20 protein-coding genes and 1 tRNA gene are annotated in these 25,160 nt (G+C 65.2%); 4 read left to right on the top strand and 17 right to left on the bottom strand.

From position 1 onward, the window contains the following. Positions 1-242: 242 nt before the first annotated feature. The 4 genes from VGN68_RS18280 to VGN68_RS18265 all read left to right on the top strand — a co-directional run bounded on the left by VGN68_RS18280 (position 243) and on the right by VGN68_RS18265 (position 6,750). Positions 243-824, top strand: a complete 582-nt coding sequence (locus VGN68_RS18280; RefSeq protein ID WP_287407496.1) for an RNA polymerase sigma factor — start codon at positions 243-245, stop codon at positions 822-824. Then, the gene (locus VGN68_RS18275) at positions 821-1,741 is read left to right on the top strand and encodes a FecR family protein (protein ID WP_287407497.1); all 921 of its coding nucleotides are present in this window, start codon (positions 821-823) and stop codon (positions 1,739-1,741) included. The genes VGN68_RS18280 and VGN68_RS18275 overlap by 4 nt, the downstream gene beginning before the upstream one ends. Positions 1,742-1,822: 81 nt before the next feature. After that, the gene (locus VGN68_RS18270) at positions 1,823-4,765 is read left to right on the top strand and encodes a TonB-dependent receptor (protein WP_287407498.1); all 2,943 of its coding nucleotides are present in this window, start codon (positions 1,823-1,825) and stop codon (positions 4,763-4,765) included. Beyond that, a complete protein-coding gene (locus tag VGN68_RS18265; RefSeq protein ID WP_287407499.1) occupies positions 4,759-6,750 on the top strand; it encodes an Atxe2 family lasso peptide isopeptidase in 1,992 nt (663 codons plus the stop codon). Before VGN68_RS18270 ends, VGN68_RS18265 begins: the two co-directional genes overlap by 7 nt. Here VGN68_RS18265 and VGN68_RS18260 read toward each other — a convergent pair. The 17 genes from VGN68_RS18260 to VGN68_RS18180 all read right to left on the bottom strand — a co-directional run bounded on the left by VGN68_RS18260 (position 6,657) and on the right by VGN68_RS18180 (position 25,107). Then, positions 6,657-8,354, bottom strand: coding sequence for an asparagine synthase C-terminal domain-containing protein (locus VGN68_RS18260; RefSeq protein ID WP_287407500.1), 1,698 nt, complete (start codon positions 8,352-8,354; stop codon positions 6,657-6,659). The two genes, VGN68_RS18265 and VGN68_RS18260, sit on opposite strands and share 94 nt — an antisense overlap. Beyond that, entirely contained in the window at positions 8,351-9,007 is a 657-nt protein-coding gene (locus VGN68_RS18255; protein WP_287407501.1) for a lasso peptide biosynthesis B2 protein, read from the bottom strand. Before VGN68_RS18255 ends, VGN68_RS18260 begins: the two co-directional genes overlap by 4 nt. Positions 9,008-9,057: 50 nt before the next feature. Beyond that, positions 9,058-9,180: a hypothetical protein gene (locus VGN68_RS18250; RefSeq protein ID WP_267463756.1), complete on the bottom strand. Its 123-nt coding sequence runs from the start codon at positions 9,178-9,180 to the stop codon at positions 9,058-9,060. A 69-nt stretch (positions 9,181-9,249) separates the two neighbouring features. Beyond that, the gene (locus VGN68_RS18245; protein WP_267463757.1) at positions 9,250-9,372 is read right to left on the bottom strand and encodes a hypothetical protein; all 123 of its coding nucleotides are present in this window, start codon (positions 9,370-9,372) and stop codon (positions 9,250-9,252) included. A 97-nt stretch (positions 9,373-9,469) separates the two neighbouring features. After that, entirely contained in the window at positions 9,470-10,093 is a 624-nt protein-coding gene (locus VGN68_RS18240) for a GntR family transcriptional regulator (RefSeq protein WP_287407502.1), read from the bottom strand. Continuing rightward, complete coding sequence (locus tag VGN68_RS18235) at positions 10,090-11,007, bottom strand: phytanoyl-CoA dioxygenase family protein (protein WP_287407503.1); 918 nt, start codon at positions 11,005-11,007, stop codon at positions 10,090-10,092. The genes VGN68_RS18240 and VGN68_RS18235 overlap by 4 nt, the downstream gene beginning before the upstream one ends. A 10-nt stretch (positions 11,008-11,017) precedes the next feature. Next, complete coding sequence (locus VGN68_RS18230) at positions 11,018-11,692, bottom strand: acyl-homoserine-lactone synthase (protein ID WP_327478776.1); 675 nt, start codon at positions 11,690-11,692, stop codon at positions 11,018-11,020. A 30-nt stretch (positions 11,693-11,722) separates the two neighbouring features. Further along, the gene (locus tag VGN68_RS18225) at positions 11,723-12,457 is read right to left on the bottom strand and encodes a helix-turn-helix transcriptional regulator (RefSeq protein ID WP_287407504.1); all 735 of its coding nucleotides are present in this window, start codon (positions 12,455-12,457) and stop codon (positions 11,723-11,725) included. A 234-nt stretch (positions 12,458-12,691) separates the two neighbouring features. Then, positions 12,692-13,624, bottom strand: coding sequence for a DUF2493 domain-containing protein (locus VGN68_RS18220; RefSeq protein WP_287407505.1), 933 nt, complete (start codon positions 13,622-13,624; stop codon positions 12,692-12,694). A gap of 305 nt (positions 13,625-13,929) precedes the next feature. Beyond that, a complete protein-coding gene (locus VGN68_RS18215; RefSeq protein WP_287407506.1) occupies positions 13,930-14,961 on the bottom strand; it encodes a DUF7146 domain-containing protein in 1,032 nt (343 codons plus the stop codon). A gap of 11 nt (positions 14,962-14,972) precedes the next feature. Beyond that, positions 14,973-19,325, bottom strand: a complete 4,353-nt coding sequence (locus VGN68_RS18210) for a strawberry notch-like NTP hydrolase domain-containing protein (RefSeq protein WP_327478772.1) — start codon at positions 19,323-19,325, stop codon at positions 14,973-14,975. A gap of 93 nt (positions 19,326-19,418) precedes the next feature. Further along, positions 19,419-20,063, bottom strand: coding sequence for an antitoxin of toxin-antitoxin stability system (locus tag VGN68_RS18205; protein ID WP_287407508.1), 645 nt, complete (start codon positions 20,061-20,063; stop codon positions 19,419-19,421). A gap of 64 nt (positions 20,064-20,127) precedes the next feature. After that, on the bottom strand, positions 20,128-20,637 hold the full coding sequence (locus VGN68_RS18200; protein WP_327478769.1) for a hypothetical protein: 510 nt from the start codon (positions 20,635-20,637) through the stop codon (positions 20,128-20,130). After that, the gene (locus VGN68_RS18195; protein WP_287407510.1) at positions 20,630-21,121 is read right to left on the bottom strand and encodes a hypothetical protein; all 492 of its coding nucleotides are present in this window, start codon (positions 21,119-21,121) and stop codon (positions 20,630-20,632) included. The genes VGN68_RS18200 and VGN68_RS18195 overlap by 8 nt, the downstream gene beginning before the upstream one ends. A 149-nt stretch (positions 21,122-21,270) precedes the next feature. Continuing rightward, positions 21,271-23,397 carry a ParB/RepB/Spo0J family partition protein gene (locus VGN68_RS18190; protein WP_327478765.1) on the bottom strand — a complete coding sequence of 709 codons (2,127 nt, stop codon included), beginning with the start codon at positions 23,395-23,397 and terminating at the stop codon, positions 21,271-21,273. A gap of 199 nt (positions 23,398-23,596) precedes the next feature. Further along, positions 23,597-24,823 carry a tyrosine-type recombinase/integrase gene (locus tag VGN68_RS18185; protein WP_327478763.1) on the bottom strand — a complete coding sequence of 409 codons (1,227 nt, stop codon included), beginning with the start codon at positions 24,821-24,823 and terminating at the stop codon, positions 23,597-23,599. Between the two features lie 198 nt (positions 24,824-25,021). Next, positions 25,022-25,107, bottom strand: a tRNA-Tyr gene (locus VGN68_RS18180). Between the last annotated feature and the right edge of the window lie 53 nt (positions 25,108-25,160).

Raw genomic sequence — 25,160 nt, 5'->3', positions numbered from 1 at the left:
GGACGAAGTTGCGCGACACAGGCTTGCCCTGCCGCTACGGCGAGCTATGCTTGCCCTGCATCGGGCAAGAAGGCGCGCGATGCCGAGTTGTAAGAACCTCGTTCGGGCCTTGTGATTTCCCATCCTTGCCGGGTGGCCGACGCGTATGTCCAGGCCCTCGGGCTAAAGGCGGCGGCACATATTTCCGAATATGTTCTTACCGCCCGGCTAGCCGCCCCTGCCCGACCGGTAGGCGATGGCAAATGGATTTCGAAGACGACCCCTCAAATCGGCGCGCGCTGTCGTCGGGCGATCCGCTGCCGCCGGGCGATTGGGAAGGCGCTGGCACGGCCGGTCGCGCGGAAGCGATCTATGCGGCCGAACGGCCTTATGTGACCGCGATCTTCCGGCGCAGTGTGCCGCCGCAAGAGGTACCCGATCTCGTGCAGGAGACATTCCGCCGCCTTTTCAGCGCAAAGGGAACGGGAACAGGACTCCTCCAGGCCTCGCGGGCCTATGTCGCGACTGCCGCACGGGCGATCCTCAAGAATCGGGCACGTTCCGGGGTTCGTAATGAGGTCCGCGCTCACCATAGTTTCGAGGACCATGACGTCGCGGGGCCCGACCCCCATGCCGCGCTCGAACACCGCGACACGCTGCGCCGCGTCGAGGACGCCATCGCAAAGCTGAATCCAACCACTCGGGATGTATTCCTGATGCAAACTTTCGACGATCTCAGCTATTCCGAGATCGGACGAATCAAAGGCATGAGCGAAAAAGCCGTGGAAAAGCATCTCGTCAAAGCCCGTATGGCCATTCGCAAGGCGCGAGACACGCAATCGTGAGGTCCGTCGAGCGCGAAGCGGCCGAATGGGCCGTGCGGATGCGCGGAACACCGTCCGAGGCCGACCGCGAGGCCTTCGAGCAATGGTATGCGAAGCCCGGCAATGCCGAGGCCTTTGCTATGTCCGAGGATGATGTCGCGGTGGCTCGCACGGCATCGCGCGCCCGTATCGATGCGAAGGCGCGGACCGAACGCAGATCGACCGGCGGTTTCCGCTGGGCCGTCGCGACGATCGCCGCGGTCGGCATCGCCCTCGCCTTCGCCTGGCACATGGCGCGGCAAAGCGACACGCCCCAGCTAGCAGCTGGTCCCATGCTGCCCGGCCAGCTTCGTCTCGCCGATGGCTCCACTGTGACCCTGATGGACGGCGCCTGGGCCGAGCCGCAATTCTCCGAGACCGAGCGCCGGATCCGCTTGCACGGCGGCCGCGCACGCTTCGATGTTGCGCACGACAGCGCCCGCCCCTTCATCGTCGTCGCCGGCATCTCCGAGACGAAAGCCCTCGGCACGGTGTTCGAGGTCGATGCGCGCTCGAACGCCCCCAAGGTCAAACTCGTGCGCGGCTCAGTGGAGGTTCGCCTCGGCGGAACGGCAAAGATTGTCCGCCTCGCCCCCGGCGAGAGTGCCGAAGTCTCGGAAAACGGTCCACGCCTCATCCCGGCGATGAGCAGTCCGGTGCCGACAGCGGAACCGACGACGATGCTTGCCGCCGACGGACTTCCACTCGGGGCGGTGATCGATACCGCGAATAAAGTGAACTCGAGACCCATCCGCCTCGCGGATCCCGCCCTGTCCTCGCTCCCGGTGACAGGCCGTTTTGACGTAACCAACGGCGCAAGCCTTGCCCGCAAGCTCGCCGCGGCATTGGGGCTCCAGGTAACCGACCGACCGGACGCGATCACGCTCAGCGAAAAATAATTCCCATCGGAGAGGGGGGAAATCTCCTTTCCGGTGTTTTGCACCCCCAGACGGTCATCGGTGGCCGCTTGGGGAGGTAGAATGAAGTACAAGTTTCTGGCGGCGATGCTCTCGGTGGGCACCGCGGCAATCGCGATTCAGGTTCCCGCCGCGCAGGCGCAGGCACAGCCCGTTCAGCAGAGCTACAACATTGCCGCGCAAGATCTCGGCTCGGCGCTGCAACGCTATTCACAGATTTCAGGCCGCGAAGTGATTGCTTCGACGAGCCTCGTGGAGGGGAAGCGAAGCGCCCGTGTTCAGGGTCGCCTGAACCCCGATACCGCTCTCTCGCGTCTGCTTGCCGGTACCGGCCTCAATGTCGAACTGGTCGAAGGGGCCTGGGTGTTGCGCTCGGGAAACGCCGATGCCGAGGAAACTGGATCGACTGAATCCGGCGGAGAATCGATTGTCGTTACTGGCTCGCGTATTCGAGGGGCCGGTCCCACCGGGTCGCCGGTCGTGTCCATCGACCGGGAAGCCATCGAGAAGAGCGGCTACAGCACGGTCCAGCAGTTGCTCCAATCGCTCCCACAGGCATTTGGTGGAGGCTCGAACGAGGCGACGACCGGCGCGACGACGCGCAACGGCACCGGCAATGACGCGACGCTCGGATCGAGCATCAACCTCCGCGGACTCGGCACCTCGTCGACGCTGGTCCTGATCGACGGCTCGCGACCCGCCCTCGGCGGCGTCGGCGGCCTGTTCGCCGACATCTCATTGATCCCGATGGGCGCGGTCGAGCGGATCGAGGTGCTGACCGATGGCGCGTCGGCTATCTATGGCGCCGACGCTGTCGCGGGTGTGGTCAACGTTCGCATTCGCAACCGCTTCGAAGGCGCCGAAACGACAATCCGCGCGGGAACTGCCGACGGCGACTTCAGCGAAGTGCAGTTCAGCCAGCTCCTCGGCAAGCGGTGGAGCGGCGGCCATGTCATGCTCGCCTATCAATATTCGAACCGCGGCGCCCTCGCGGGCGCGAAGCGCGATTTTGCGCGCGAGGATCTTCGGCCCTTCGGAGGCCCCGACTTCCGGTCGACGACCGCGGTACCGGGCACGATCCGGGCCGCAAACGGACAGATATTCGGCATACCCACCGGGCAGAACGGAACAGTGCTCACCGCTGCACAGCTCCTTCCCGGCGTCCAGAACCGACGCGATGGCCGCGCCGAGAGCGACATCTTGCCGCGCCAGCGCGTCCACAGCCTCTATGCCGGCGGCGAGGTAGAAATCACCGATGGCTTGACGCTCAAGGTCAACGCGCTCGCCGCCCAGCGTGATTTCCGCCGCATCGCCAAAGGCGACTTCCTCCGCGTATCGCGCGTGCCGGTCACCAATCCCTTCTATGTCGATCCGATCGGCACGAACCAGCCGGTGCAGGTCACCTATAGCTTCGCGAACGATCTCGGCCGCGAGGACCGGTCGGGACGCGTGCGCGCGATCAACCTGTCGGGTGGGCTGGAGCAGCGCCTCGGGCCGTGGAGCATCCAGCTCGGCGGCGCTTATGGCCGACAAAAGGGCAAGTTCGATGCGACCAATCTCGTCAATAATGCCCGTCTGATTGCGGCGCTCGCCGACACCAATCCGACGACCGCGCTCAACGTGTTCGGTGACGGCACCGCGAACAATCCCGCGACGCTCGACCGCATCCGGGGCAGCTATGGGACGATCGACGATTACTCCAACTGGTCGGCGGCGCTTCGCGCCGACGGCCCATTGTTCCGTCTCCCGGCGGGCGATATCCGCCTCGCTGCGGGCGCGGAATATCGGCGCGAGGCCTATGACTATTTCGTCAAGAACGACATCAGCGCCGCGACCCCGAACAATGCGCCCTACCCCGGCCTTCCCGGCCCGCGGCATGTGAAGTCAGTCTACGCGGAACTGCTGGTTCCGATCTTTGGCCCCGACAATGAAGTGCCCGGCTTCCGGCGCCTCGAATTGTCAGCAGCCGGGCGCATCGAGGACTATAACCAGTTCGGTCGCACCGAAAATCCGAAGTTCAGCCTGCGCTGGGAACCCGCGGAAGGCATTGCGCTCCGCGGCTCCTACGGCACCTCGTTCCGCGCCCCGCTGTTCGACGAGCTGATCGGACCCGCGCTCTCGCTCTACTCGGTCGAGAACGTGCCCGACCCCACGTCGCCCACGGGGCAGTCGACCGTTCTCGCGCTGTTCGGCTATGCGCCGAATATCCAGCCCGAGAAGGCTACGACCTGGACCGCGGGCTTCGATATCGCACCGCCCTCGCTGCCGGTTCTCCGGGCATCGCTCACCTATTATGATGTCGATTATCGCGATCGCATCGGGACGGTGACCGAGGATTATCTCCGCTTCCTGTCGAACCGCGACGTCTTCGGCGGGGTGATCATCGACAATCCGCCGCTCGACCTCGTAAATTTCTATTTCAACCAGCCGACCTTCTTCAATCCGTCGGGCTTCGCCCCGACCGATATCGTCGCGATCCTCGACGGGCAGACGCGGAACCTCTCCGCCGAACGCCAGCGTGGTATCGACTTCGACCTGGGCTACGCACCGCAGCTTGCCGGCGGGACGCTCGACCTCGGCATCAGCGGCACGCATATCTTCTCGATCAAGCGGCAGCTCACGCCAGGCGCCCCGAGCACCGATGTCGTCGGCCTCTATGCGAGCCCGGTCAAATGGCGCCTGCGCGGGCGCGCGGGCTGGTCGAAGGGCGGCTTCTCGGCCAATGCCTTCGTCAACTTCACCGACAGCTATATCAACCAGATCGTCGTACCGGCCGAGCCCGTGTCGTCATGGACAACGGTCGATCTCACCATCTCGCAGCGCTTCGGCGGCGATGGCGGGACAAGCGGTCGCGGGCTTCAGCTCGGCCTCTCGGTTCTCAACCTATTCGACAAGGACCCGCCCTATGTCATGAACCGGAGCAGCACGTCGGCCATGGGCTATGATCCCGAGAAGGCGAGCCCGGTCGGACGGATGATCTCGGTCCAGGCAACGATCAAATGGTAGGAAGGCTGACGCTGGTCCTTGCCCTGCTTGCCGCGGCATCGCCCGCGGCCAGTCAGACGACGCCGAGGGAGATCGTCGAGACCGCCGATATTTCGGCGCTCGCGGCGTCTCCCGACGGTCGCTGGATCGCCTACAGGATCGAGAAGCCGTCGACGGCGACCAACCGGATCGACGTCGACTGGTATCTGGTCGCAGCCGACGGTCGATCGCCTCCGCGCTCGCTTGGCCGTCTCGGAACCGCAATGTTGGACGATGCCGGCGTGATCATCGCCGGAGAGGCCAAATGGGGCCCGGACAGCCGTAGCCTCGTCGTCCGCGCGCTGGTCGACGGACGGGTCGGCCTGTGGGCCAGCGCAACCGATGGCTCGGGCTTTCGTCCGATTGCAGGCGGCGACAGCGACATCGAAGCATTCGCGTTTCGAGCCGACGGCGCACTCGTCGCGCGCGAGGGTCCGTCGCGCGCCACCATCGCGCGCGCCGAGGAAGCCGAGCGCGAGACCGGCATCCTCGTCGACAGAGCTACCGACCTTGCCCAGCCGCTCTATCATGGCGCCCTCATCAACGGGCGCCCGGCCACGCAGCGCTTCTCGGGCGACTGGTTCGATCGAGCGCCGCTGCTCGCCGCCGCGCCGCGCCGCGTATTTCTCTACGCTGCCGGAGCCGTCGAACCCGTCGCGGCCGATGCCGCGGATCAGGCGCTGCTCGAACCGCAGCCGCATCCGGCCCTTCTTTCGCCAGACGATTTGCCGGTCGCGCTCCGCACCGCACTTGAAGCCCGCGGCATGTGTGGCGCGAAGAGCCAGTGCGCGCCGGGTGAACAGCGCCTCTCATGGTGGGTCCAAAGGAGCGATGGAAGCGCGGTCGTGGCGCTCCATGATCCGGATTACCGCCAGACCCTGTTCGGCTGGTCGGCACGCGCAGCAAGGCTGACCCGCCTCGCCGCTTCGGACGGGCAACTTTCGGGCAGCCGCACCCATTATCTTCCATGCGCCGTGGCGCAGGCTGCCATTTTCTGCGTCGAAGCCGCACCCGATATCGCGCCGCGCCTCGTCCGTATCGGCGAGGGCGGCAGCAAGACCGTCATCTCCTCCCCCAATCCAGATCCTGACAGCGAAGGGCTCCTTGCCGAAACCATCGCGTGGCAGGTGAGCGGCAGCCGTGCGTCGGGCGTTTTGATCCGCCCGAAGATCCCCGGGCGGCTGCCGCTCTTCGTCACATATTATCGCTGCTCGGGATATCTGCGCGGCGGCGTTGGCGACGAGTGGCCGTTGCGCGCGCTCGCCGCGAACGGAATCGCCGCGCTCTGCATCAATTCGGTGCCGAGCGGCGCGGTCGGAGAAGCGAGATACGAACAGGGCATGGAGGCGGTGCGCGCCGCGATCGAACTGCTGTCGAAGCGCCGAATCGTTGATTCGGCACGGGTCGGTATGGGCGGCCTCAGCTTCGGGAGCGAAGTCACGACCTGGACCCTCCGCCACAGCGACTTGCTCAAGGCCGCCTCGATCGCCTCGGTCCAGCTCGAACCGAGCTATTACTGGTTCAACGCACGGCCCGGGCGCGAGACCTTCATCGAGAATGTGCGCGAGGTCTGGAAGGTCGGATCGCCCGATGAATCGCCGGACGGCTGGAAGCGCCTTTCAGCGGCGCTCGACACAACCAACATTCACGCGCCGCTGCTGATGCAGCTTCCCGAGCATGAAGCGCGGCTCTCGCTCGAACTGTTCAGCAAGCTCGCGACCGCCCGGCTGGCCGAGATGCACATCTTCCCGTTCGCGGCGCACATCAAGGCCGAGCCCCGGCAGAAGCTCGCCGCCTATCAGCGCAACCTCGACTGGTTTCGCTACTGGCTGAAGGACGAGATCGACCCCGATCCTGCCAAAGCCGGGCAATATCAGCGCTGGTCTTTGCTCGGACTGAAGAAGGAAGAAGCTTCGACCGCGCGGACCCAGCGCTCGACATCGGCGATCTCGAGCAATCGGAAATAGTCGAAATTGCCGACGACGTCGGCAGCCTCGATATAGGCAGATATGCTCGCGGCATCGAGCAGCCCGCGCGCGGCGAGACGGCCGTCCAGCAGCAGCTTGCCCAGTTCGTGCCGCTGCCGCAGGAAGGCTGCGGTGCAGAGCGATTCCAGTCGCCCCTTGTCGCGCCGCCACACCACCGATGCCGGCAGACGGTTTGCGAAGGCGGCGCGGGCGACCGCCCGGTCGCGGCCGCCCGTGAACCAGACCCAGCTCGGGATCGACAGGCAGAGTTCGACGACCGGCTGCGACAGCAACGGCAGGCCGACGTCGCGATCATACCAGCGATCGGGGCGGTCGGCGAAATCCAGGATCCGGCGAATGGCCTCGACATGCTTGCGCTTGCCCCGCGAAGCGCCAACTGCGCCGTCGTCCCAGGGATGAGCAAAAGGTTCCGCGGGCAACGCCGCCTGATTGCAGAAGCTTGCCTCGCGTGGCCAGCCGCGGCGCGGCCCGGCGCGGCGAGCACGGACAAGCAGGCGGACCGCCTCCCAGATGGTCGCCCCGCCGGCTCGCGCGACGTCGCGAAGCACGGCAAAGGTCCGCCGCGAGAAGCCGAACTGCTCGAACGCATCGACCGCAGGGCCGATCGAGCTGTCGAAGGCGAAGACATTGTCGCCGCCGATTCCGCCGATCACGGCTTTTGCCTTTCCCCCGCCCGCCTCCTCGAAGGCGTGGTCGAGCCCAGCTAGAACGCCATAGGCTCCCGGACGTGGGTGCAGATTGGCCGGAGGCGAGAGAAGGTCGATACCCGTGTCGTCGTTCCGGGCTTCGATCATCGCCGCGCCAACGCGCTCGGCGACGGCGCGCGCGAAATGGCGTTCGTCGCCGTCTGCGCCCGGCGTCGCGAAGTTAATCGCCGAAAAGTCCGCGCCCGCCGCAGACAGCGAGGCGGCGATGATCGAACTGTCGAGCCCGCCCGACAGTTCGAGAAGAATATCGCTGCGGCCCGAACTCCAGGCCTTCACACTATTGTCTACGCGCAGTTCGAGTGCCAAAGCGAGTTCGGCAGCGCCGCTCGCCGCCGGCTTCGCCACATGCTCCCACGGCAACCAGATTGCCCGGACCGCTGCTCCATGCCCATCGAATGCGAGGCTGCAGCCGGGCAGTAGTTCGAGCAGACCCACGATGCCCGTCCGCTCGGTCCTGAGATTACTGTAAACAAGCGCCTGGCCGACGAACTCCCAGTCGATCGAGACGTCCGACAACAGGTCGCGGACGAGTTCGAGATGCGAGAAGCAGAGGATTCCGTTCGGGTGGCGGCACCAGTATAAAGGCATCCCGGTCAGCGCCGCGCGTTCCACTGTCAGCGTATCACCCTGCCGCGCTACCGCGATGAAATTACCCCAGCCATCCGCGGGAGCTTGAACACTCACACCGGTTCGCGTGAAGATATCCCCGAGGATGACCGAGCCGTCCGCGAGGCGCCGCGAAGGCAGGTCCGAGCCTGCGAACAGGATATGGTCATGCTCGATCGCGACCGCGCCAAGGCCGTGCCGCTCTGCGGCGGCAGCGACGTCCGCTGCGCGGTCGGGCGCTCCCAGAAAGGCGAGCAGTCCCTGCTTCACCGGACGGCCAGGATCGGCGTGAAGTTACGCGCCTCGGCGGCCGAGCCGGTCAGGATGGTCTCGGGGGTCTGGAGCCAGCAATGCGCGTTGAAGGGCGACATTCGCACGCCGAAAACAAGGCTCGCGACGATACCGCGGGCAAGAAGAATATGATCGAGCGCAAGCGCATCGATCAGACAGCGCGGCGGAATGGGATTGAGCCAGCGGCTCGCGGCATAAGCAGCGGCAACAGAAGCGGCTGCATCCTCTGCTCCCGGGACGCCGATGGCGCGCTTTCGCTCGGCAAGACGGGCGACGGTCGCGGAAATATTCTCGGGCCTCATTGCCCGCCGCGCCCAGCGAAGCGCGAACGCCGCCGTGGCAATCATCCGCAGGCCCGTTCGTCCCTCCGTCGCCATGAGATCATCCTCAGGCACATCGATCTCGGTCGGTCCGATGCTGGTCGATGTCCGCGACTGCATGATGAGACCCGTTCGCTCGAGCCGCATCATGGCTTCACTATCGTTGGGTTCTCCAGCCCGGAGGCGATCGAACGCCGCGCGGTCTGCCCCGCGCAGCGAGAAATATTTGTCGCGGGCGAGATCGAGGAAGACAAGCTCGCCGCCCACCTCGCAAAATCCCGTCCCGGTCGCCAGTTGCCAACCCGTTGCCATGATAGCTGGGGCTTCCGGAGACCCGGCACGGCCGGGCCCCCGGGGTGCCATCAGTCCTGGACGAGACCGGGGCGCAGCATGCGGCCGCCGGATTCGATCGGCAGGCCTTCGTCGCCGGCGGTATCGGTCGTGACAGTGCCGAGCTCGACGAGCTCTTGGGGTTCGCGTTCCATGGTCATTTCCTTTCCTCGATCATCGAAGGGCGATGCCGGGAGCCAGCTGCCCGGCCCCCGGCGCCGTGGTCAGTCCTGGGTGAGCCCGGTGACCTTGAACTTGCCGGCACCTTCGATGCCCAGCGGATCGTCGCCGGCGGTGTCCGTCGTAACGGTGCCGAGTTCGATCAGTTCATTGGTTTCGCGATCCATGATCGTTTCCTTCCAACATGCCGCGGAATTGCGGCTCGATCGAAGCTAGGCCGGCCGCGCCGTATAGGAATTTTATACGACTCATATCTTCCGAATATTATCGCAGCGGCTCCGAGCGCTTGCGGATCTCGGCAGCAACGCGCCCCGCGAACGCTGCCCGTCGGCGATGGAAGCGCGTGATTTTGCTGCGCAATGCGCTCCAGCGCCCGAAGCGATAATCCTCCGCCATCGCCTTCAACGCATCCCCGGCATCGGCATCTACGCGGGCCTCCAACGCGCGAATTGTCATGCTCCGCTCGACAATATTGATGATTGCCGCGCGAAGTTCGCCGTTGGAGCTACCGATCGCGATGGTCCTGAAGAGACTTTCGATCGCCTCCGGATATGAGTCGTGCGTCGCAAGGTCAATGAGACCACCGGGCAAGTCAGGCCGCGGGGACCGCCCCTTGAGCGCCATCGACAAAAGCGCGCCAGCCCAGCCGTAAAGGTCGACCAGGTCGGCCTCGCTGAGGAGGGGTTGGCGGAAGCCCTCCTGATGCCAGCTCTCGATGATCCGCTCGCCCGAGAGACGATAGAGGGCGTCGCGGACCGGGGTGGCGCTCGAGGCGAGCGTTCTCGAAAGCTGCGCGGCCTCGAGGCGGGTGCCTGGCGGATAGGCGCCCGACAATATGCGGGCCTTCAGATCCAGATAGACCCGCTCCATCGTGGCGCCCGGGCTCATGCCGCCAGCGCCCCGCGCCCGCCTTCTCCTTCCGGCCGCTGCGCGGCGACATAGTCGGCGAGGAGTGCCTGCTGATCGGGCCGCAGCGCATCGATCGCGGCTATCGGGTCCTCGGGATAGCCACCGAACAGGACCGATGGGCACTGTCCCTCGAAGTTGCCGAGATTGGGCCGGTGCTGCGCGTAGCCAGCAAGCGCCGCCACGTCGGGCGAGAAGGTCCGCGCAATCTCCGGCGGATAGGCGAGCCATTGATTCTCATAGGGTTTCAGCCAACCGAGGCAGTAGCTGACGATAATCCCGCGGCGGACGTCGCGGCTCCGGTTTCCGCCGGCGCCGTGCAGCGTCGAGCCGAGGAAGACGATCGCGTCGCCGGGCTCGGCCTCCGCAATAATCGGCGCCTCTTTGGGCTCCTCGACCAAGGCCTCGACGCCATGGCTGCCGGGCCAGATGATCGTCGCGCCATTCTCCTCGGTGAAGGGTGTCAGCGGCCACATGACATTGACCAGATATTCGACCTCGCCCAGCGCACCTTGCCACATATCCTGGTCTCGGTGCGGGAATTGCGCGAGCGCGCCGGGACGCAGCTCGATCGCCTGGGCGAGATTGAGCTGGATCCGCTCGCACCAGTTTCCGAGCGCAGTCTCAGCCAATTCGAGGATCGCCGGGTTCATCACGAGATCGGCCATATGCGGCGAGCGGATCAGGAGGCGGCCGAACCGCTTGGTCCGCTCGCCATAGAAACCGCCCTCGCAGAAGGGCGTCGCCTCGTAGCGTGGTCCGAGATCCGCCGCGATCGCTTCGATAAGCGATGTCGGAGCGGCGCCCTGCAGAACCGCATAGCCGCGGTCCATGAGGGCATTTGCGGCAGGGGATCGATGAGATCGCTCGTCGAGGGCGCCGTGGTTGATCAGCATCTTACCCTCCTTAGGCTGCGCAGGCGGCCGAGGCCGCGACTGCATTGCTGACGATGCCTGCGGCCGCGAGTTTTGCGACGGTGGAGGCATCGATATCGATACGGAGGCCAACGAGCGCCTGCCCACGGTGGAGGAGCGGCTCGCCGAGTGAGTGACAGTCCCAGCCGAAGGTCTGGATCTGACGGAACCAGGGCAGCTCGGCAACGCCGGTATAGGTGCAGATCTCGTTGGCGAGCGCGAACTCTGCAAGCCCGACCAGCAGCGCGTCGCGCGCGATCCGCCGCTGCCGCGCGCCGATGCCCGGCGACAGGCAGAAGCGGGTGATTTCGAGGACGTTGCGGCCCTGCGGCACGTCCCCTGCGACCAGCCCCGGGAAGAGGCTGTCGAGGAGGGCAGGCCGGGTGGTGAGTAACAACCGCGCCGAGGCGAGATGCTCGCCGTCCGGATCGGTCACGATCAGATAGGTGGCATCGACGTTATCGAACTGGTCCAGCTCGAAGCGATCGGCCAGCGCAGGAATATCCCAATTCAGAAGATCGATGAAGACGCGCTTGCGCGCCTCGAACATCGTGCGCATCGCCTTATGCTCGAGCGCCCGGTTGGTGGAATCGACAATAAGCAGCATGGATTTGCCTCCGTTTGAAAAGAGGCGTTCCAATTGAAGGGCTTTTCGCCGCTGCACCATAGCATGATCGGGGGGTGTCCCCGATTTTTCTCAGCGCTTGGCGATGTCCTCGAAACTTATGTCGCCGTCGTACAACGCGCGCACGGTGAGCGTGATGCCGCCGTTGGCCTCGTAGCGCTGGCGGGCATTGCGCAGATGTTCACGTACCGTATCCGGGCTGAGACCAAGTCTTAGCCCTATTCTGGGCACGGACTCGCCCTTGGCTGCCCATATCAGCACCTCGCGCTGCCGACGGGTAAGGCGTGGCCCGATGTGCGCGAGATCCGGATAGGCGATCAGGCGCGCCGCATCGAAAGCGGGACCGCCAATCATCCGCGCAAATTGCAGCGCGTCGGCACTCGCAGAGCTACCCGGCTTCCACGCAAACGAAACGGAGCCATGCGCATGGCCGGGAAGATGCGCCGGCACGGTGAGACCGTCACCGATGCCGTGCCGCCGCGCCTCGGCAAGAATGACTTCGTCTTCAGGCCGCTCGGTCTTCATATCGTGCCAGAGGAAACCCGACATGTTGCGCTGGCTCTCGCGGTGGACGGGGTCGGTGACCCCGAGCCGCCGCTCGTCGAACCACAGCGCCCACTCTTCCGGGTAATTGTGGACGCGAACGCCTCGGTCCGGATCGGCCATGAAGTCGATGTGGTGACTGAGTGCAAACCAGGAGCACCCCATTCGCGAGCAGGCTTCCTGCAGCAGGTCGGCAAGACCTGCCTTGTCCTTCACACGGCTGACGTCGAGCGCGAATGCATGCGCGGCGTCCATCGTCGGCATTATGACCCTTGGCGCGCCGACCGGCGTTTCCGACCTGCCGGGTCCGCGAGCCCCTCGTCAGTGCGTGCGGCGTTGCCCTCTTACAAGGCTGGCCGGCCCGCGACGGCCGATCACCGCTGGTCCAGGCGATCTTGGGAGAATCTGAAAGTGCGGGCTAACCCCATATTATTCAAATATATTCCAGAGATAGAACCAGATTGAGGCAATTTCTGCATAGCCGCGGAATTCCGCGGCTCAGCCGGAGCCCCTGCGGAAATCCCACAGCGGAATGCCTATTTTCATCGCCTTGTCTGCAAGATTGTCCTGAATCCCCGTTCCCGGAAAGACGATGAGACCAACGGGCAGCGCTTCGAGCAACCGGTCGTTGCGCTTGAACGGTGCCGCTTTCCCGTGCCGGTTCCAGTCGGGACGGAAGGCGACTTGTGCGACACCGCGGCTGTCGGCCCAGCAGGCTGCCACTCGCTCGGCGCCGGTGGGCGTTGCTCCGTGGAGGAGGATCATATCGGCATGACGGGTCCTGACCTTATCGAGCGCGCTCCAGATGGCGTTGTGGTCGTCGCAGTCGCTCCCGCCGGTAAAGGCGATGCGAGTTCCTTCGGGCAGCAAGGCCGCGGCCTTCTCGCGAAGCCGCGCGTCGAGAAAGTCGCGGCTGTCGATCATCGATGCCGTCAGGCTGCGATGGTGCGCGCGCGACCCGGTGCGCGGCGCCCAGGCCTTGCGGACGAGCAGCCGGAATTGCTCCGCGGCGGCCTCGCGGAAGAACTCCATCGCGTCGCGGCGTTCAATCAGCGAAATGCCTTCGCGTGTCGCCCGCTCGAGCTCGACCGAGCGGATCTCGCTGCCATCCTGTTCGCGCTGAAGCCGTCGCTGCGTCTGCTCATTGTCATCGAGCTGCCGCTCGATCCGCTCGCCGGAGCGGTGGAAGATGTTGACAAGGTTCCAGAGCAGGTCGTCGAGATCGGGTTCGATCCGGGTATCCGCAAGGCATCCTGCCAGCGCATCGAACATATCGGCGATCGCGCCGCCGGCGAGATGCGCGTCGGGGAGCGGTCTCGGGTCGGGCTCATCCTCGAAGGGCCGGTGACCGAAGAGCTGCATCTCCTGCAGCAGATAGGCGGTCGTGCCGGGTTCAGCCGGGTAGTCATTGGGGGTGGTGTCGCCGTGCATCGTGGATCTCCGTCTGTCCGGGCCGCACCTCGTGCGGCCTTCGTGGCGACGGAATGCGGTATGCGGGGCGGGACTGCATCGCGGTGTACCGCGACCGGAGCGCAGCGGAGGATGGCGGGCGTGCGGCTATTTTGTTTCGCGATGCAAAGGGGCCGCAAGGCCCCGGCGGAAAATAGTCGCGCGCCCGCCATTGCGGCCCCGGCCCGCCTGCCGCAGTCGCCCTCTCGCGAAGGCCGGGCGCGTGCCCGCAGCGGAAATCGCGCGGCCCCGCCTCCCCCCTGTCCCTTCCGGCCGATCCGAAGAGATCAAAGAAACGTCAGGCGATCAGGATGAACGAGCTGACTGCGAAGCGAGGCGGCCATCGCGGCTCGGCCAACGGCCCTGAGATCGCCGTTGAAGTCGCCATGCCGGGGTTCGAGCGGGTGGACTTCGATGCCGCTTTGCGACGCACGCTCGCTGAGCGTGGCGAGCGCAGCGTCGCCGGCGGGATCATCGTCGCGCGCGATGTAGAGCCGCTTCAGCTTCTCGGGAAAGGCGATGGCGGCAAGATGCGCTCCCGAGAGGCCCGAGATCATCGGCAGGTTCGGTATGACCTGGCGCAAGGACAGGATGGTCTCGATCCCTTCGCCGGCCGCCATGACCCGTCCTGATGCTCCGAAGCGGACGCCATTGCCGAGAAGATGTCCCATGGCGCGGCGCGGACAGGCGATGGGCGCCTTATCGCTCGTTTCGGGATCGAGCCAGGTCCGATGCACGCCCGTGACGGTCCCGGCGAGGTCAGTCACCGCCGCGATCATCGCCGGCCACGCCGGTCGTCCCCCGGGTGCATCGTCGCTGGAGGCCCGGTAGAAACAGTGCGGGTGAAAGTGCAGCGGATAGTCCGGAAGAAGGTCGGTGATCGATCGTCCGACCAGATAGGCCTCGCCGAGACTAGCCTTCAATGGCTTGGTCGCCGCGAGCAGCCGCCGCGCCGACTCCGGGGACCCAGAAGGAGCTTTTGCGGGTGTCGGGTTTCGCGGTCCCTCGGGCGGCAGTGGCAGACTCAGAAATCGCCGCGCTTCCTCCAAGGTTTCGCGAAAGCCTGGATGGCCGCAGCTCGCGGCGATGATGTCGAGGAGATCTCCATGATCGCCGCTCGCAGCATCGGTCCATTTCCCCGGCGCGCCACCATCGGCACTGGCGGCTAACCGCACATAGAGGCTTCGCCCCGGAGAATTGCGGACGTCGCCGACCATCCAATAGTGGCCTTCACGGCGCCCGTTCGAGAGATAACGGCGACACACCGCCTCGGCATTCTCCCCGAGACGGCGCGCAACTTCGGATGCTGGACTCGACATGCGGGGCTCCTTCAGGCGGCCTTGCGATCGCTGACCCGCGCAATCGGAAACCGATCGACGAGCGCAGCGAACACGTCGGCGCCAGCAGCCCCTGCCGGCACGTAGAGCCGCAGTTTCCACGAGACGATCTCGGAGATCAAGCCCATTGCCTTCAAGCGCTCGACGCCGAGGTCGTTGAAGCCCGTAAGCTCTACGCGCCAATCGTTCATCGCGCGCACCCGCCGCAATATTTGGCCCTCGGAGAGCGAGAGCACGACCTCGCCCGCCTGCAGCATGCGCCAGGCGTCGGCAATCGGCAGCTTCGTCGGCGCCTCGCCCGTCACCGCCGCCGCCCATGCAGGCGAGACCTTGCGCCCGATCAGCCGTTCGCCGGCATCGGTCTGGAGCCGATAGACGCGCGCCGATTCCTTCGGCAGCCGCTTCCAGATCGGCAGCAAGAGGCCCGCGACCATGTGCAACGTCGAATGTTCGAACTCGGGAAGCTCGCCGAGCTCCTTGGTCCAGGCGGCGGCGAAGCTGTCCTCGGAACACTTCTCCCAGTTCGTGCCCTCATAGTCGTTGGCGAGCATATGAAGCCTCTCGAGTGGCCGCTGCAGCCGGATGCGCCGGTGCACCGCGCCATCGTCATCGATGATGCTGCGCGCACGCGACTTGATCGCTGCGCGGCAAGACCGGCTGTTCATGACGAGAACGCCCATCCCCGAGGCCGCGACCTCGAGCGCATCGGCAAGGCTGATCGGCGACACCCGGTCCTTGCGCTCGATCGTGAGGAGCTGCGTCACCGCGCGGGTCCCGGGATGCGTGTAGATCGTCTCGCGCGCGGCGACCGTGAAACTTTCCGCACGCAGCGTTTCGAGACCCATCTCATAAGTCCCAGACGCGATCGCACCCTCGATCCGCTGCGACAACAGGCCCTCGAACACCTCGAACAATATATTCTGGAGATCGATCGTGAGCGCGAGCATGCGGTTGAGGAAGGTGGTGATCGGTGGAAGCTCGTCCTTGAGACCGCCATCGTCGAGCAGCGACAGGCCGGTTGCCGCCTCGAAGGCAAGCAGCGAGCAGCCATCGACCTTCCCGTCCGCAAGCAGCCCGTAGAGCTGGCGAAGCGCATCGCGGGCATAGGGCGATTCCAGATTGTCGAGCGGACGGAACATATTCTGGCCGCCGGTCTGGCGCTGGCCGCGCGTGATCGCCCCAAGCGTGTCGAGCCGCCGCGCGATCGTCGAGATGAACCGCTTCTGCGCCTTCACGTCGGTCGAGACGGGACGGAAGAGCGGCGGCTGCTTCTGGTTGGTGCGATTGGTTCGCCCGAACCCTTGGATCGCGGCGTCGGCCTTCCAGCCCGCCTCGAGCAGATAGTGGATCCGCCGCCGCTGGTTCTGGACCCCGAGATCGGCATGATAGGATCGCCCCGTCCCGCCGGCTTCCGAGAAGATGAGGATGCGCTTCTCGTCGCCCATGAAGGCGCGGGTCTCGCCGAGGTTCGCGCTGCCCGGACGGTTCTGCACCGCGAAGCGCACCGGTTCGCCCTCGCCGCCGACCGGCACGATCCGCCGCGACCGCCCGGTCACCTCTGCGACCTGGTCGGTCCCGAAATGCTGCACGATCTGGTCGAGCGCGCCGGGGACCGGCGGCAGCGAGGCGAGCTTCTCGATCATCGCGTCGCGGTGGCGGGCGGCTTCGCGGTTGACGACCGGATTGCCCTCACCGTCGAATACTGGCCGCGACGAGAGATTGCCTTCGCTGTCCTCGCACGGCTCAAAAAGCTGCACGGGAAAGCTGTGCGCCAGATAGTCGAGGACATATTCGCGCGGCGTGATGTCGACCGACACATCGCCCCACTCCTCGGTCGGGATCTCCGCGAGCCGCCGCTCCTGAAGCGCCTCGCCGGTCGAAACGATCTGCACCACCGCCGCATGGCCCGCGTCGAGGTCAGCGGTGATGCTCGCGATCGTCGCCGGCGTCTGCATCGCGGTGATGAGGTGATTGAAGAAGCGCTGCTTGGTGCTCTCGAAAGCCGAGCGCGCCGCCGATTTCGCCTGCGCGTTGAGCGTGCCGTGGAGGCTGCTCGTGACCCCGGCCGCTTCCATCGCGGCGTCGAGATTGTTGTGGATGACCTGGAAGGCGGCGGCATAGCTGTCGTAGATGCGGCGCTGCTCGTCGGTCAGCGCATGTTCGAGCAGCTCATATTCGACGCCATCGAACGAGAGCGACCGGGCCGCGTAAAGGCCGAGCGCTTTCAGGTCGCGCGCGAGCACTTCCATCGCCGCGACGCCGCCATCCTCGATCGCCGCGACAAACTCGCTCCGCGTCGCGAACGGGAAATCGCTTCCGCCCCAGAGGCCGAGCCGCTGTGCATAGGCGAGGTTCTGCACCGTCGTCGCGCCGGTCGCCGAGACATAGACGATGCGCGCATCGGGCAGCGCGTGCTGCAGCCGCAATCCCGCCCGTCCCTGCTGCGAGGGCTTCTGGTCGCCGCGGTCGCCCTTCCCGCCGGCGGCATTCGCCATCGCATGGGCCTCGTCGAAGATGATCACCCCGTCGAAGTCAGCGCCCAGCCATTCGACGATCTGGTCGACGCGGCTCGCCTTGCCTTCGCGCCCCTGGCTTCGCAGCGTCGCATAGGTGGTGAAGAGGATGCCCTCGGGAAGCTTGATCGGATTTCCCTGCCGGTAGCGCGACAACGGCGTCACGAGGAGCCGCTCTTGACCGAGCGCCGACCAGTCGCGCTGCGCGTCTTCGAGCAACCGGTCGGAGATCGATATCCACACGGCGCGCTTCCGACCCTTGAGCATATTGTCGAGGACGATCCCCGCGACCTGCCGCCCCTTCCCCGCGCCGGTGCCGTCGCCGAGGAACCAGCCGCGGCGGAAGCGGACGGCGGCTTCATTATCCTCGCTCGCAGCAGTGACCATGTCCCAGGTCTCGTCGACCGTCCACGTGCCCGAAAGGTGGCCGGCATGCGCTTCGCCCGCATAGATGATCGACTCCAGCTGAGCATCGGACAGCGCTCCGTCGGCGATCAGATTTTCGGGAAGGTGCGGCCGATAGGAGGGCTTGGGCGGCGCCACCGACGCCATTGCTGCCGACTGGACGAGCGCGGTCGGATGCGGTTTCGAAGACGGGATCGCAAGCGACTGAAGCGCGTAGGGCTCATAGATCGCCTCGGCGAGCTGACCCTCCGGCGCTTGCCAGTCGCGAGGCTCATAGGCGAGTTCGGGTGCCGCGACCGGAGCCGCGGAGGACGACGTCGGTCGGACCGCACCATTCCCGGCCTTAACCCGAGGGCCGACGACGGCCGCAACTTCATCACGGGCCGGCGCTTCCGGAGGTGTCGGGGGCGAGCGCGACGGCACGTCCGCACGTACCCATTGAAGCAAGATACCGAGGTCATCCGCCTCGCCGCGCGAGGGCGCGATCACCGCAGCATCGGCGGCAGGCATCTTGTCGATCACGAGAAGGCGCGTGCTGGTCGTGGTTCCGTGCTTTGCATAGACTTTGCCGGCGATCCCCGCCGAGAAAAGGATCGTGCCCTGTGCCTGCAGCCGCACGAACGCGTCGCGCCAGGCAGGCGCATCGGGCGAGCAGTTCGCGCCGACGATCGCGATCAGGCGGCCGCCGTCCTGCAGTCGCGCAAGCGCCGAGGCGATATGCCGGAGGGCCGCATCGCGCATCGTGCGTTCGACCTTCGCGACCGCCGAAAAGGGCGGGTTCATGAGGATGACGCTCGGACGAACGTCGGAACCCAGCCTGTCGTCGATCGACGCGGCGTCGTGACGCGTCACCGTGGAGGGCGCGAACAGCAAATCGAGAAGGTCGGCGCGGCTCTCGCCCAGCTCGTTGAGCGCGAAACGGGCGCCGGCGAGTTCGGCGTGAATGGCGAGCATGCCGGTTCCGGCCGATGGCTCCAGCACGACGTCAGCCCGCTGGATCGAGGCGGCTTGGGCGGCAACGAACGCCAAGGGCAGCGGGGTCGAAAATTGCTGCATCGCCTGGCTTTCGGACGAGCGGCGCGTATGCGTCGGAATGCGGCCCGCGAGCCGCTGCCACATCGCGAGCTGCGCAATCGCGGTGAGTTTGCGAACCGCGGGCGTGGCGCCGTAGCGCCGGAGCAGGAGGATCTGCGCGACCTCGCACGCGTCATAGGCAGATTTCCAATCCCAAGCGCCCTCCGCGTCGCTCGCGCCAAAAGCCCCGATCATCGCCGCGCGCAGCGCGACCGTGTCGAAGGGATGGCCCGCTTCGAGCAGCGGAACGATGGCCTCGCCCGCCGCAAGTAGTTGCGCGGCGATGGGGCTGGCTGGAACGGGCGCAGAATGGAGCGCCGCGGCGGACGCCGCGCGCGAAGGCAGGCTTTGCATTTCGGAAATTCCTCGGGGAGAGCGGGCAGGAACAAGCCGCCGGCCGCTCTCTCTCGGACCCGGTGGCTCATCCCTTCCCGGCCCGCCTCTCCTCTATCCGAACCGCTCACCCTGTTCGGTGAAGCTGTAGCCATTGGCGACAATCGCCTCGTCGACCACCGCCTCGGAGGTCAGATAGTCGCTCTCGTCCTCGAGTTTTCCATAGAGCCAGCGGGCGAGGTCGCGCAGCGCTTCGCTGAGATCGTCCTCGGCGGTCACGGTCATATCCTGATACGCAGGGCTGTCCCGCTGTACGCCGATCTCCATGCTATACTCATGATAATAGCGCCCGCGGTGGCTGATGCGCGCGCTGAGCTGGAAGAAGTTACGCCACTGGATCGCGGCCAATGCGTCGGCGATCCGGTGCAGTTCTTCGTCCTTCGGCGCATGGTCGCGGATGGCCGAGGCGCACCGCCGCGCGTAGCGATAGTCGCCCTCGAAGCAAGCGCCGTCACCCTGGCTTGCGAAGCCCGAGAACCAGATGCAGGGCTTCCGTCGAGACCCGCCGCCGTGCAGGCGCACAGGCAAGGTCGCGAGGTTCACCCCGAGGATCTCGCAAATCCGCTCGAAATCCTCATAGACGGCCCAATACCAGTCGTGATCGAAGGCGCCCTGGCGATACCAGTCCCGCGCCTTCTCCTTCGCGTCGTCCGACAGTTCCTCGAGCCCAAAGACCGTCGTCTCGATAATCTCGGCCATGACAATCTCCTGAAATGAAAAAGGCCCGGGGCTGAGGCCGGGCCAGAGTGGAATGTTCGATTGATTAGGCTCCGGCCTGCGTTCCCGATCGCAGCCGGTGCCGTGCCTCGTCGAGGAAGGAGGCCGTCGACATCGTTTCGATCGCGTCGGCGGTGATCAGCGTCGCCATCCCGCCAAAGCCGTCGGGCCGCATCTTGGTGCAGGTCCAGGCAGCGACGACCTCTACATCATCGAGCGCATCGCAGCGTTTGACGATGTCCTGGAAGATGCCCTCATAGCCGATCACCGACATGTCGAGGGCCAGCTCGCCCTCTGCCGGATCGAGCTTGCGCAGGTGATCCCGGATCACCGTGACGGCGTAGCTGTCCGGAAAGGGATCGACCTCGAGCAGCTGATGCACCTCGGCAAGGTCGAGATGCAGCAGGTCGTTCACATATTCCTCCGCGAAGAAATAGACCTCGTCCTCGCCTCCCTCGTGGCTGAACATCCCGATCAGAAGCCGATGCTCGAGCAAGGTCATCGCGGCGCGCGGAATGTCCGGGCGTACGATCGTCGGCGAATGATAATCAGCCATGGGCCGTCTCCTGCCCGTCCGCCTCGGCGGGAATATCGGGATCGCCTTCGACGACGAGAGGCGGCACGGTGAAGTCGGCCTCGTCGAAATAGCGGAGAATGCCCTCGATACTGCCGCGGCGCACGACTTCATGCCTGTCGATCAGAACGCGATCGGATTCGTCGACGATGAAGCTGTCAGGCGTGCCTTCTCCGCGGAAGACGATCCGCTCGGCGCTCCATTCGGCGAAAAAGCCGCCCGCCCAGAACCGGTAAGGCAGGCCATGATCCTGGCAGAAGGTTTCGAGCGGCTCCACCTTCCCCCAGGCGACTTCGTTCGCGAACAATTCGAGCGGTTCGCCGACCGTGCGATGAGCAGGCTCAAAGGCAGGGCCGTCCCATTCGATGGAAAGGCTCTCGCCCGCGATGACCGCCGCGAGTGCGAGCCAGGTCTCGGGCGTGAGATGGCCGCCGAGCTTGAACGATATAGAGACGCGGTCAGCCATGATGACCTCCCGCGACGAGGACCGGCATCGCCGGCGCGTTTGCTTGAATTTCATTTCGCATTTTCATTCTCCGTGAAAAAGCGAAAGCCCGGCGCGATGGCCGGGCTTTCGAGGTGGGACTTCAGGGTGCCGCTATGCGCGGCGGAGATTCATTCGGCGCCGATCGCTTCGGGATCGCCTGCATCCTCACCTCCCTCATCCGCGAGAAAGGCGGGAAGCTCGCCATCCGCCTCGTCGTTGGCCGGCGCCGTTGCCTCCGGCGCCGGGATGGCAGCGCTCTCGAGTTCGGGCGTCCGCATCGGCTCGGGGAGCCAGCCAGCGTCTTCGAGCAGGCGCTCGGCCTCGCGTGCCATGTCGCCCTTCTTCAAGTGGTCGATCATTCCAGCAAAATTCTCGCCGCGTGCCTCGGCAACGTCGGCAAGAATCCGCGGCTTCGGAACGCTGCTCAGATAGCCGTCGGCGGTCGGGCGCCAGCCGGCCTCCACGACATCCAGCCCCACGGCCCGCGCGAGCACATGGCTGTGCGCCAGCCGCCGGGCGATCCCGTGCGCCGAGACGCGGCCGTCATAGCCCCGGACGATCTCCGCCTGTGCATTGACGCCGAGCGAGGCGCAATGCGCAAGAAGGCTCGCGCGGTCCTCGTCGCCGAGTTCAAGCAGCCAGTCCCAGACCTCCTTGTCGCTTTTCGGCAGGCGACCACGCCATTCGTCGATGCGTTCCGCGATCGCCTGCCCCGGGGCGCAGTGACGCAGACCTGCCGGAGCGTTGGAAAAATGGACCGAGTTGATCGACGTCTGCAGACAGCTTTCGCGGCTGTAACCGTAAAAGCAGGACAGGACGAACGCATGGAGCACGGCGATATAGGCCGTCTCCGGGCACTTCGCGAAGGCGTCCTGTAGCGCGAGCGTTCTCCACGCCGTGAGGTCGGACACGAGGCGCTCTGACATCGGCTTCAAGGCTCCTTCATCGTCCTCGGGCACGGCCGCAGATTGGCCGGGAGCCGAAGACACGGACTTGGAACTGCCGTCGCCGGCGCCTGCGTCGTTCGCGCCCTCGTCCGTGCCCTGATCGCCCTCCTCCGGCTCGGCTTCGGGTTCATCCTCCGGCTTCACATAGCCGCGCTCGACGCTCAGCCTCCCGTCGATATCGATCGAGACGAACGCGCCGGCAATGGCGATCTCGGCGGCATCGAAGACGATCGGGCGGTCGTTGATGCGGCTGATCTCGGCGTCGATCTCCTCGAGCCGGGTGTGGACCTCGTCGGGAACCTCGTCCGCATCGCTCCATTCGTTGCTCAGCGCTTCGCCCTCCGCTTCGAGGTCCGCGCCGAGCTTCTCCTCCTCCGCGCTCAGTGGGACTTCGTCGCCGGCAAGGACGCGCATGCCGCGCCCCGGATTGAAGACATGCTCGATCGCGGCGTCGATCCATTTCCAGCCTTCCTCGCCGATCCGCGCCGCTTCGGCTTCGAACTTCTCGGCGACGAGCCGGTCGAGCAGGCCGACGTCGGTGAGCCAGCCGCCGTGATCGACTTCGAACAGGTCGCGAACGACACTGCCACCCGCCTCGACATAGGCGTCGAGCCCGACGAAGCGGACACGCTTGTCGGATACGCGGACGCTGTTCTCGGTCAGCCTCTGGCGGATGAACGAAGCGGACGGCTGGAAGTCGTGCTCGACCATCTCCCAGACCTGAATCTGGCGCTCTTCATCGTCCGTCAACGTGAAGGCCATCAGGGTCTCGAGCGACATGCCGTCGTCACCATAGATGTCGAGCAGCTTTGGCGAGACGCTCGCCAGCTTGAGGCGCTGCCTGACCACCGCCGGCGTCACGAAAAAATGTGCGGCAATGTCCTCGACGGCATTCCCCTTGGCGGCGAGCGCCTGCATGCCGCGAAACTGGTCGAGCGGGTGCAGATTTACGCGCTCTGAATTCTCGGCGAGACTGTCCTCCTCGGCCAGGATATCGTCGTTCGCAACCCGTACCCTGCACGGGATCGGCGCATTGTTGGCGAGCCGCTTCTGCTTCACCAGCAGTTGGAGCGCGCGGTAGCGTCGCCCGCCTGCCGGCACCTCAAAGTCACCGGTAGGGTTGCCTTCGCTATCGAGGATCGGGCGGACATTCAGGTTATGCAGCAACCCGCGCCGTGCGATGCTGTCGGCCAGTTCGGCAACTGACTGGCCGGGCTTGATCCGCCGAACATTTGCGTCCGAAAGCCGCAACCGGTCGAGCGGGATGGCCTGCGGTTGATCGAGCGTGATTTTTTGCTTGGAAGCCATGACTTATCTCCGCGACGGCCGACCAAGAGACTCTCTCTCGGCCTTCGAACCGTCGCGAAGCGCCCCCTTCCCTCTTGCTCTCCCCCGCGCGGTTGGGGGGAGGCAGGGAAGTGAGCTACCGTTCACAACAAGGATGCGAACTGCTTTTTGGCCCGCGATGATAATCACGTTTCGTCGCTTGATAGGGAAAACGGCTCGTCTACTCCGCGTCTCCGCCTCCTGTCTGTTCCCCGTCGTCCGCAACAACTTTGCGGCCGAGGCAATAACTGCCCCACGCACCCATGAGCCTGACACGCTCGCCAGGCTTTTCCGCAGTCCCGAGGTAGGTCGTCCGACGGTAAGCGGCCTGCACTGCATCCGGCGTCTTGTGCGCAAGCGCCGCTTCCACAACGGCATCGGGGAAACCCTCGTTCGCCGCCCAATCGGTGAATGTCGACCGGAAGCCGTGGACATGAAAAGGCTCAGCCATGTCACGAAGGACTTTGAGCAGCGTCATATCGGACATATTCTTCCCACTCGCACCGGGGAAAATCACGTCTGTGTCCGGGAGCCTGAAAGCATGCGCTTTTGCAATCACTTTCAGCGCGGCATCAGACAGCGGCACGATATGCGACTTGCCACGCTTCATATGATCGGCGGGCACAGTCCATAGCCGCGCTTCGATGTCGAGTTCGTCCCAGGTCGCCAGACGCACCTCCTGGCTGCGCGCACCGGTCAGGATGAGTAGTTCCAGGGCAAGCCTGCTGTAGGATGGCTTTCGCTGCAATGCAGTGATGAAACCGGGCAAAGCCGCATATGGCATAGCTTTGCGATTCTCGGTCTTCTTGAGTTGCCGCGGCAAGCCACGCCCCGCTTTCAGGCTGCTATTACCTGAGGGAGCCTCTCGTGAACGCCAACCCTTTGCATGCGCATAATCCAGCACGGTGCAGATCCGGTTGCGCACCTGACGAGCGGTCTCGGGTATCTCCTGCCAGATCGGCGTGAGCACGTTTATGATGTCAGCCGCGACAATCGCACCGGTCTGCTCGTCGCCCAGTTTAGGGAAGGCATAATTCTCAAGGCTGGAAAGCCACTGACGAGCGTAGATCTCACTCTTCCATCCCGCCTCGTTCTCGGCGTGATATTGCCGCGCCGCCTCGCGAAACGTCACCTTGGCAGACGCCTCGTCCTTCCGCTCAGCCAATATGTCGCGCCGGTCGACCTTGACCGCCTTGCGAAGCTCGCCGGCCTTCTCGCGGACCTGCGCCAAAGTGAACAACTTCGCACTGCCCAGCCCGATGTCCTGACGCTTGCCGTCGCGTTGCAGGCGGAGGGTCCACGACGCCCCGCCCCGCTTGTCGACCTTCAAAAACAAGCCGTCACCATCCTGGTACGTGCCCGGATTCGCGAGAGCGGCTTTGACTGCAACCGCCGTGAGTTTGCCCATGGGAATCTTCCCCCACACTTTCTCCCCTCATTCTGGGGAACACGATTGTGGGGGAAAGACAATCTTCCCCCACACTTCCCCCACACTACGCTCCGGCTGCAGGCAAATTGCACCGGACGCATGCGGACGATGCGTCGATGATACGCTAGGTTTTCCGGGATTTCTAGGGGGTTCGGCGGACACCCTCGGATGGGAGGGTGGTGGACAGGGCTGGATTCGAACCAGCGTACGGAAACCCGGGCAGATTTACAGTCTGCTGCCTTTAACCACTCGGCCACCTGTCCATGGGGTCCGCTTTGGGAAGCGGTCCAATGGCGAAACGAGGCTTGCCTGTCAA

The sequence above is a fragment of the Sphingopyxis sp. genome (assembly GCF_035998965.1).
Taxonomy (GTDB): Bacteria; Pseudomonadota; Alphaproteobacteria; order Sphingomonadales; family Sphingomonadaceae; genus Sphingopyxis.
This window is presented reverse-complemented; position numbering and strand designations above follow the sequence as displayed.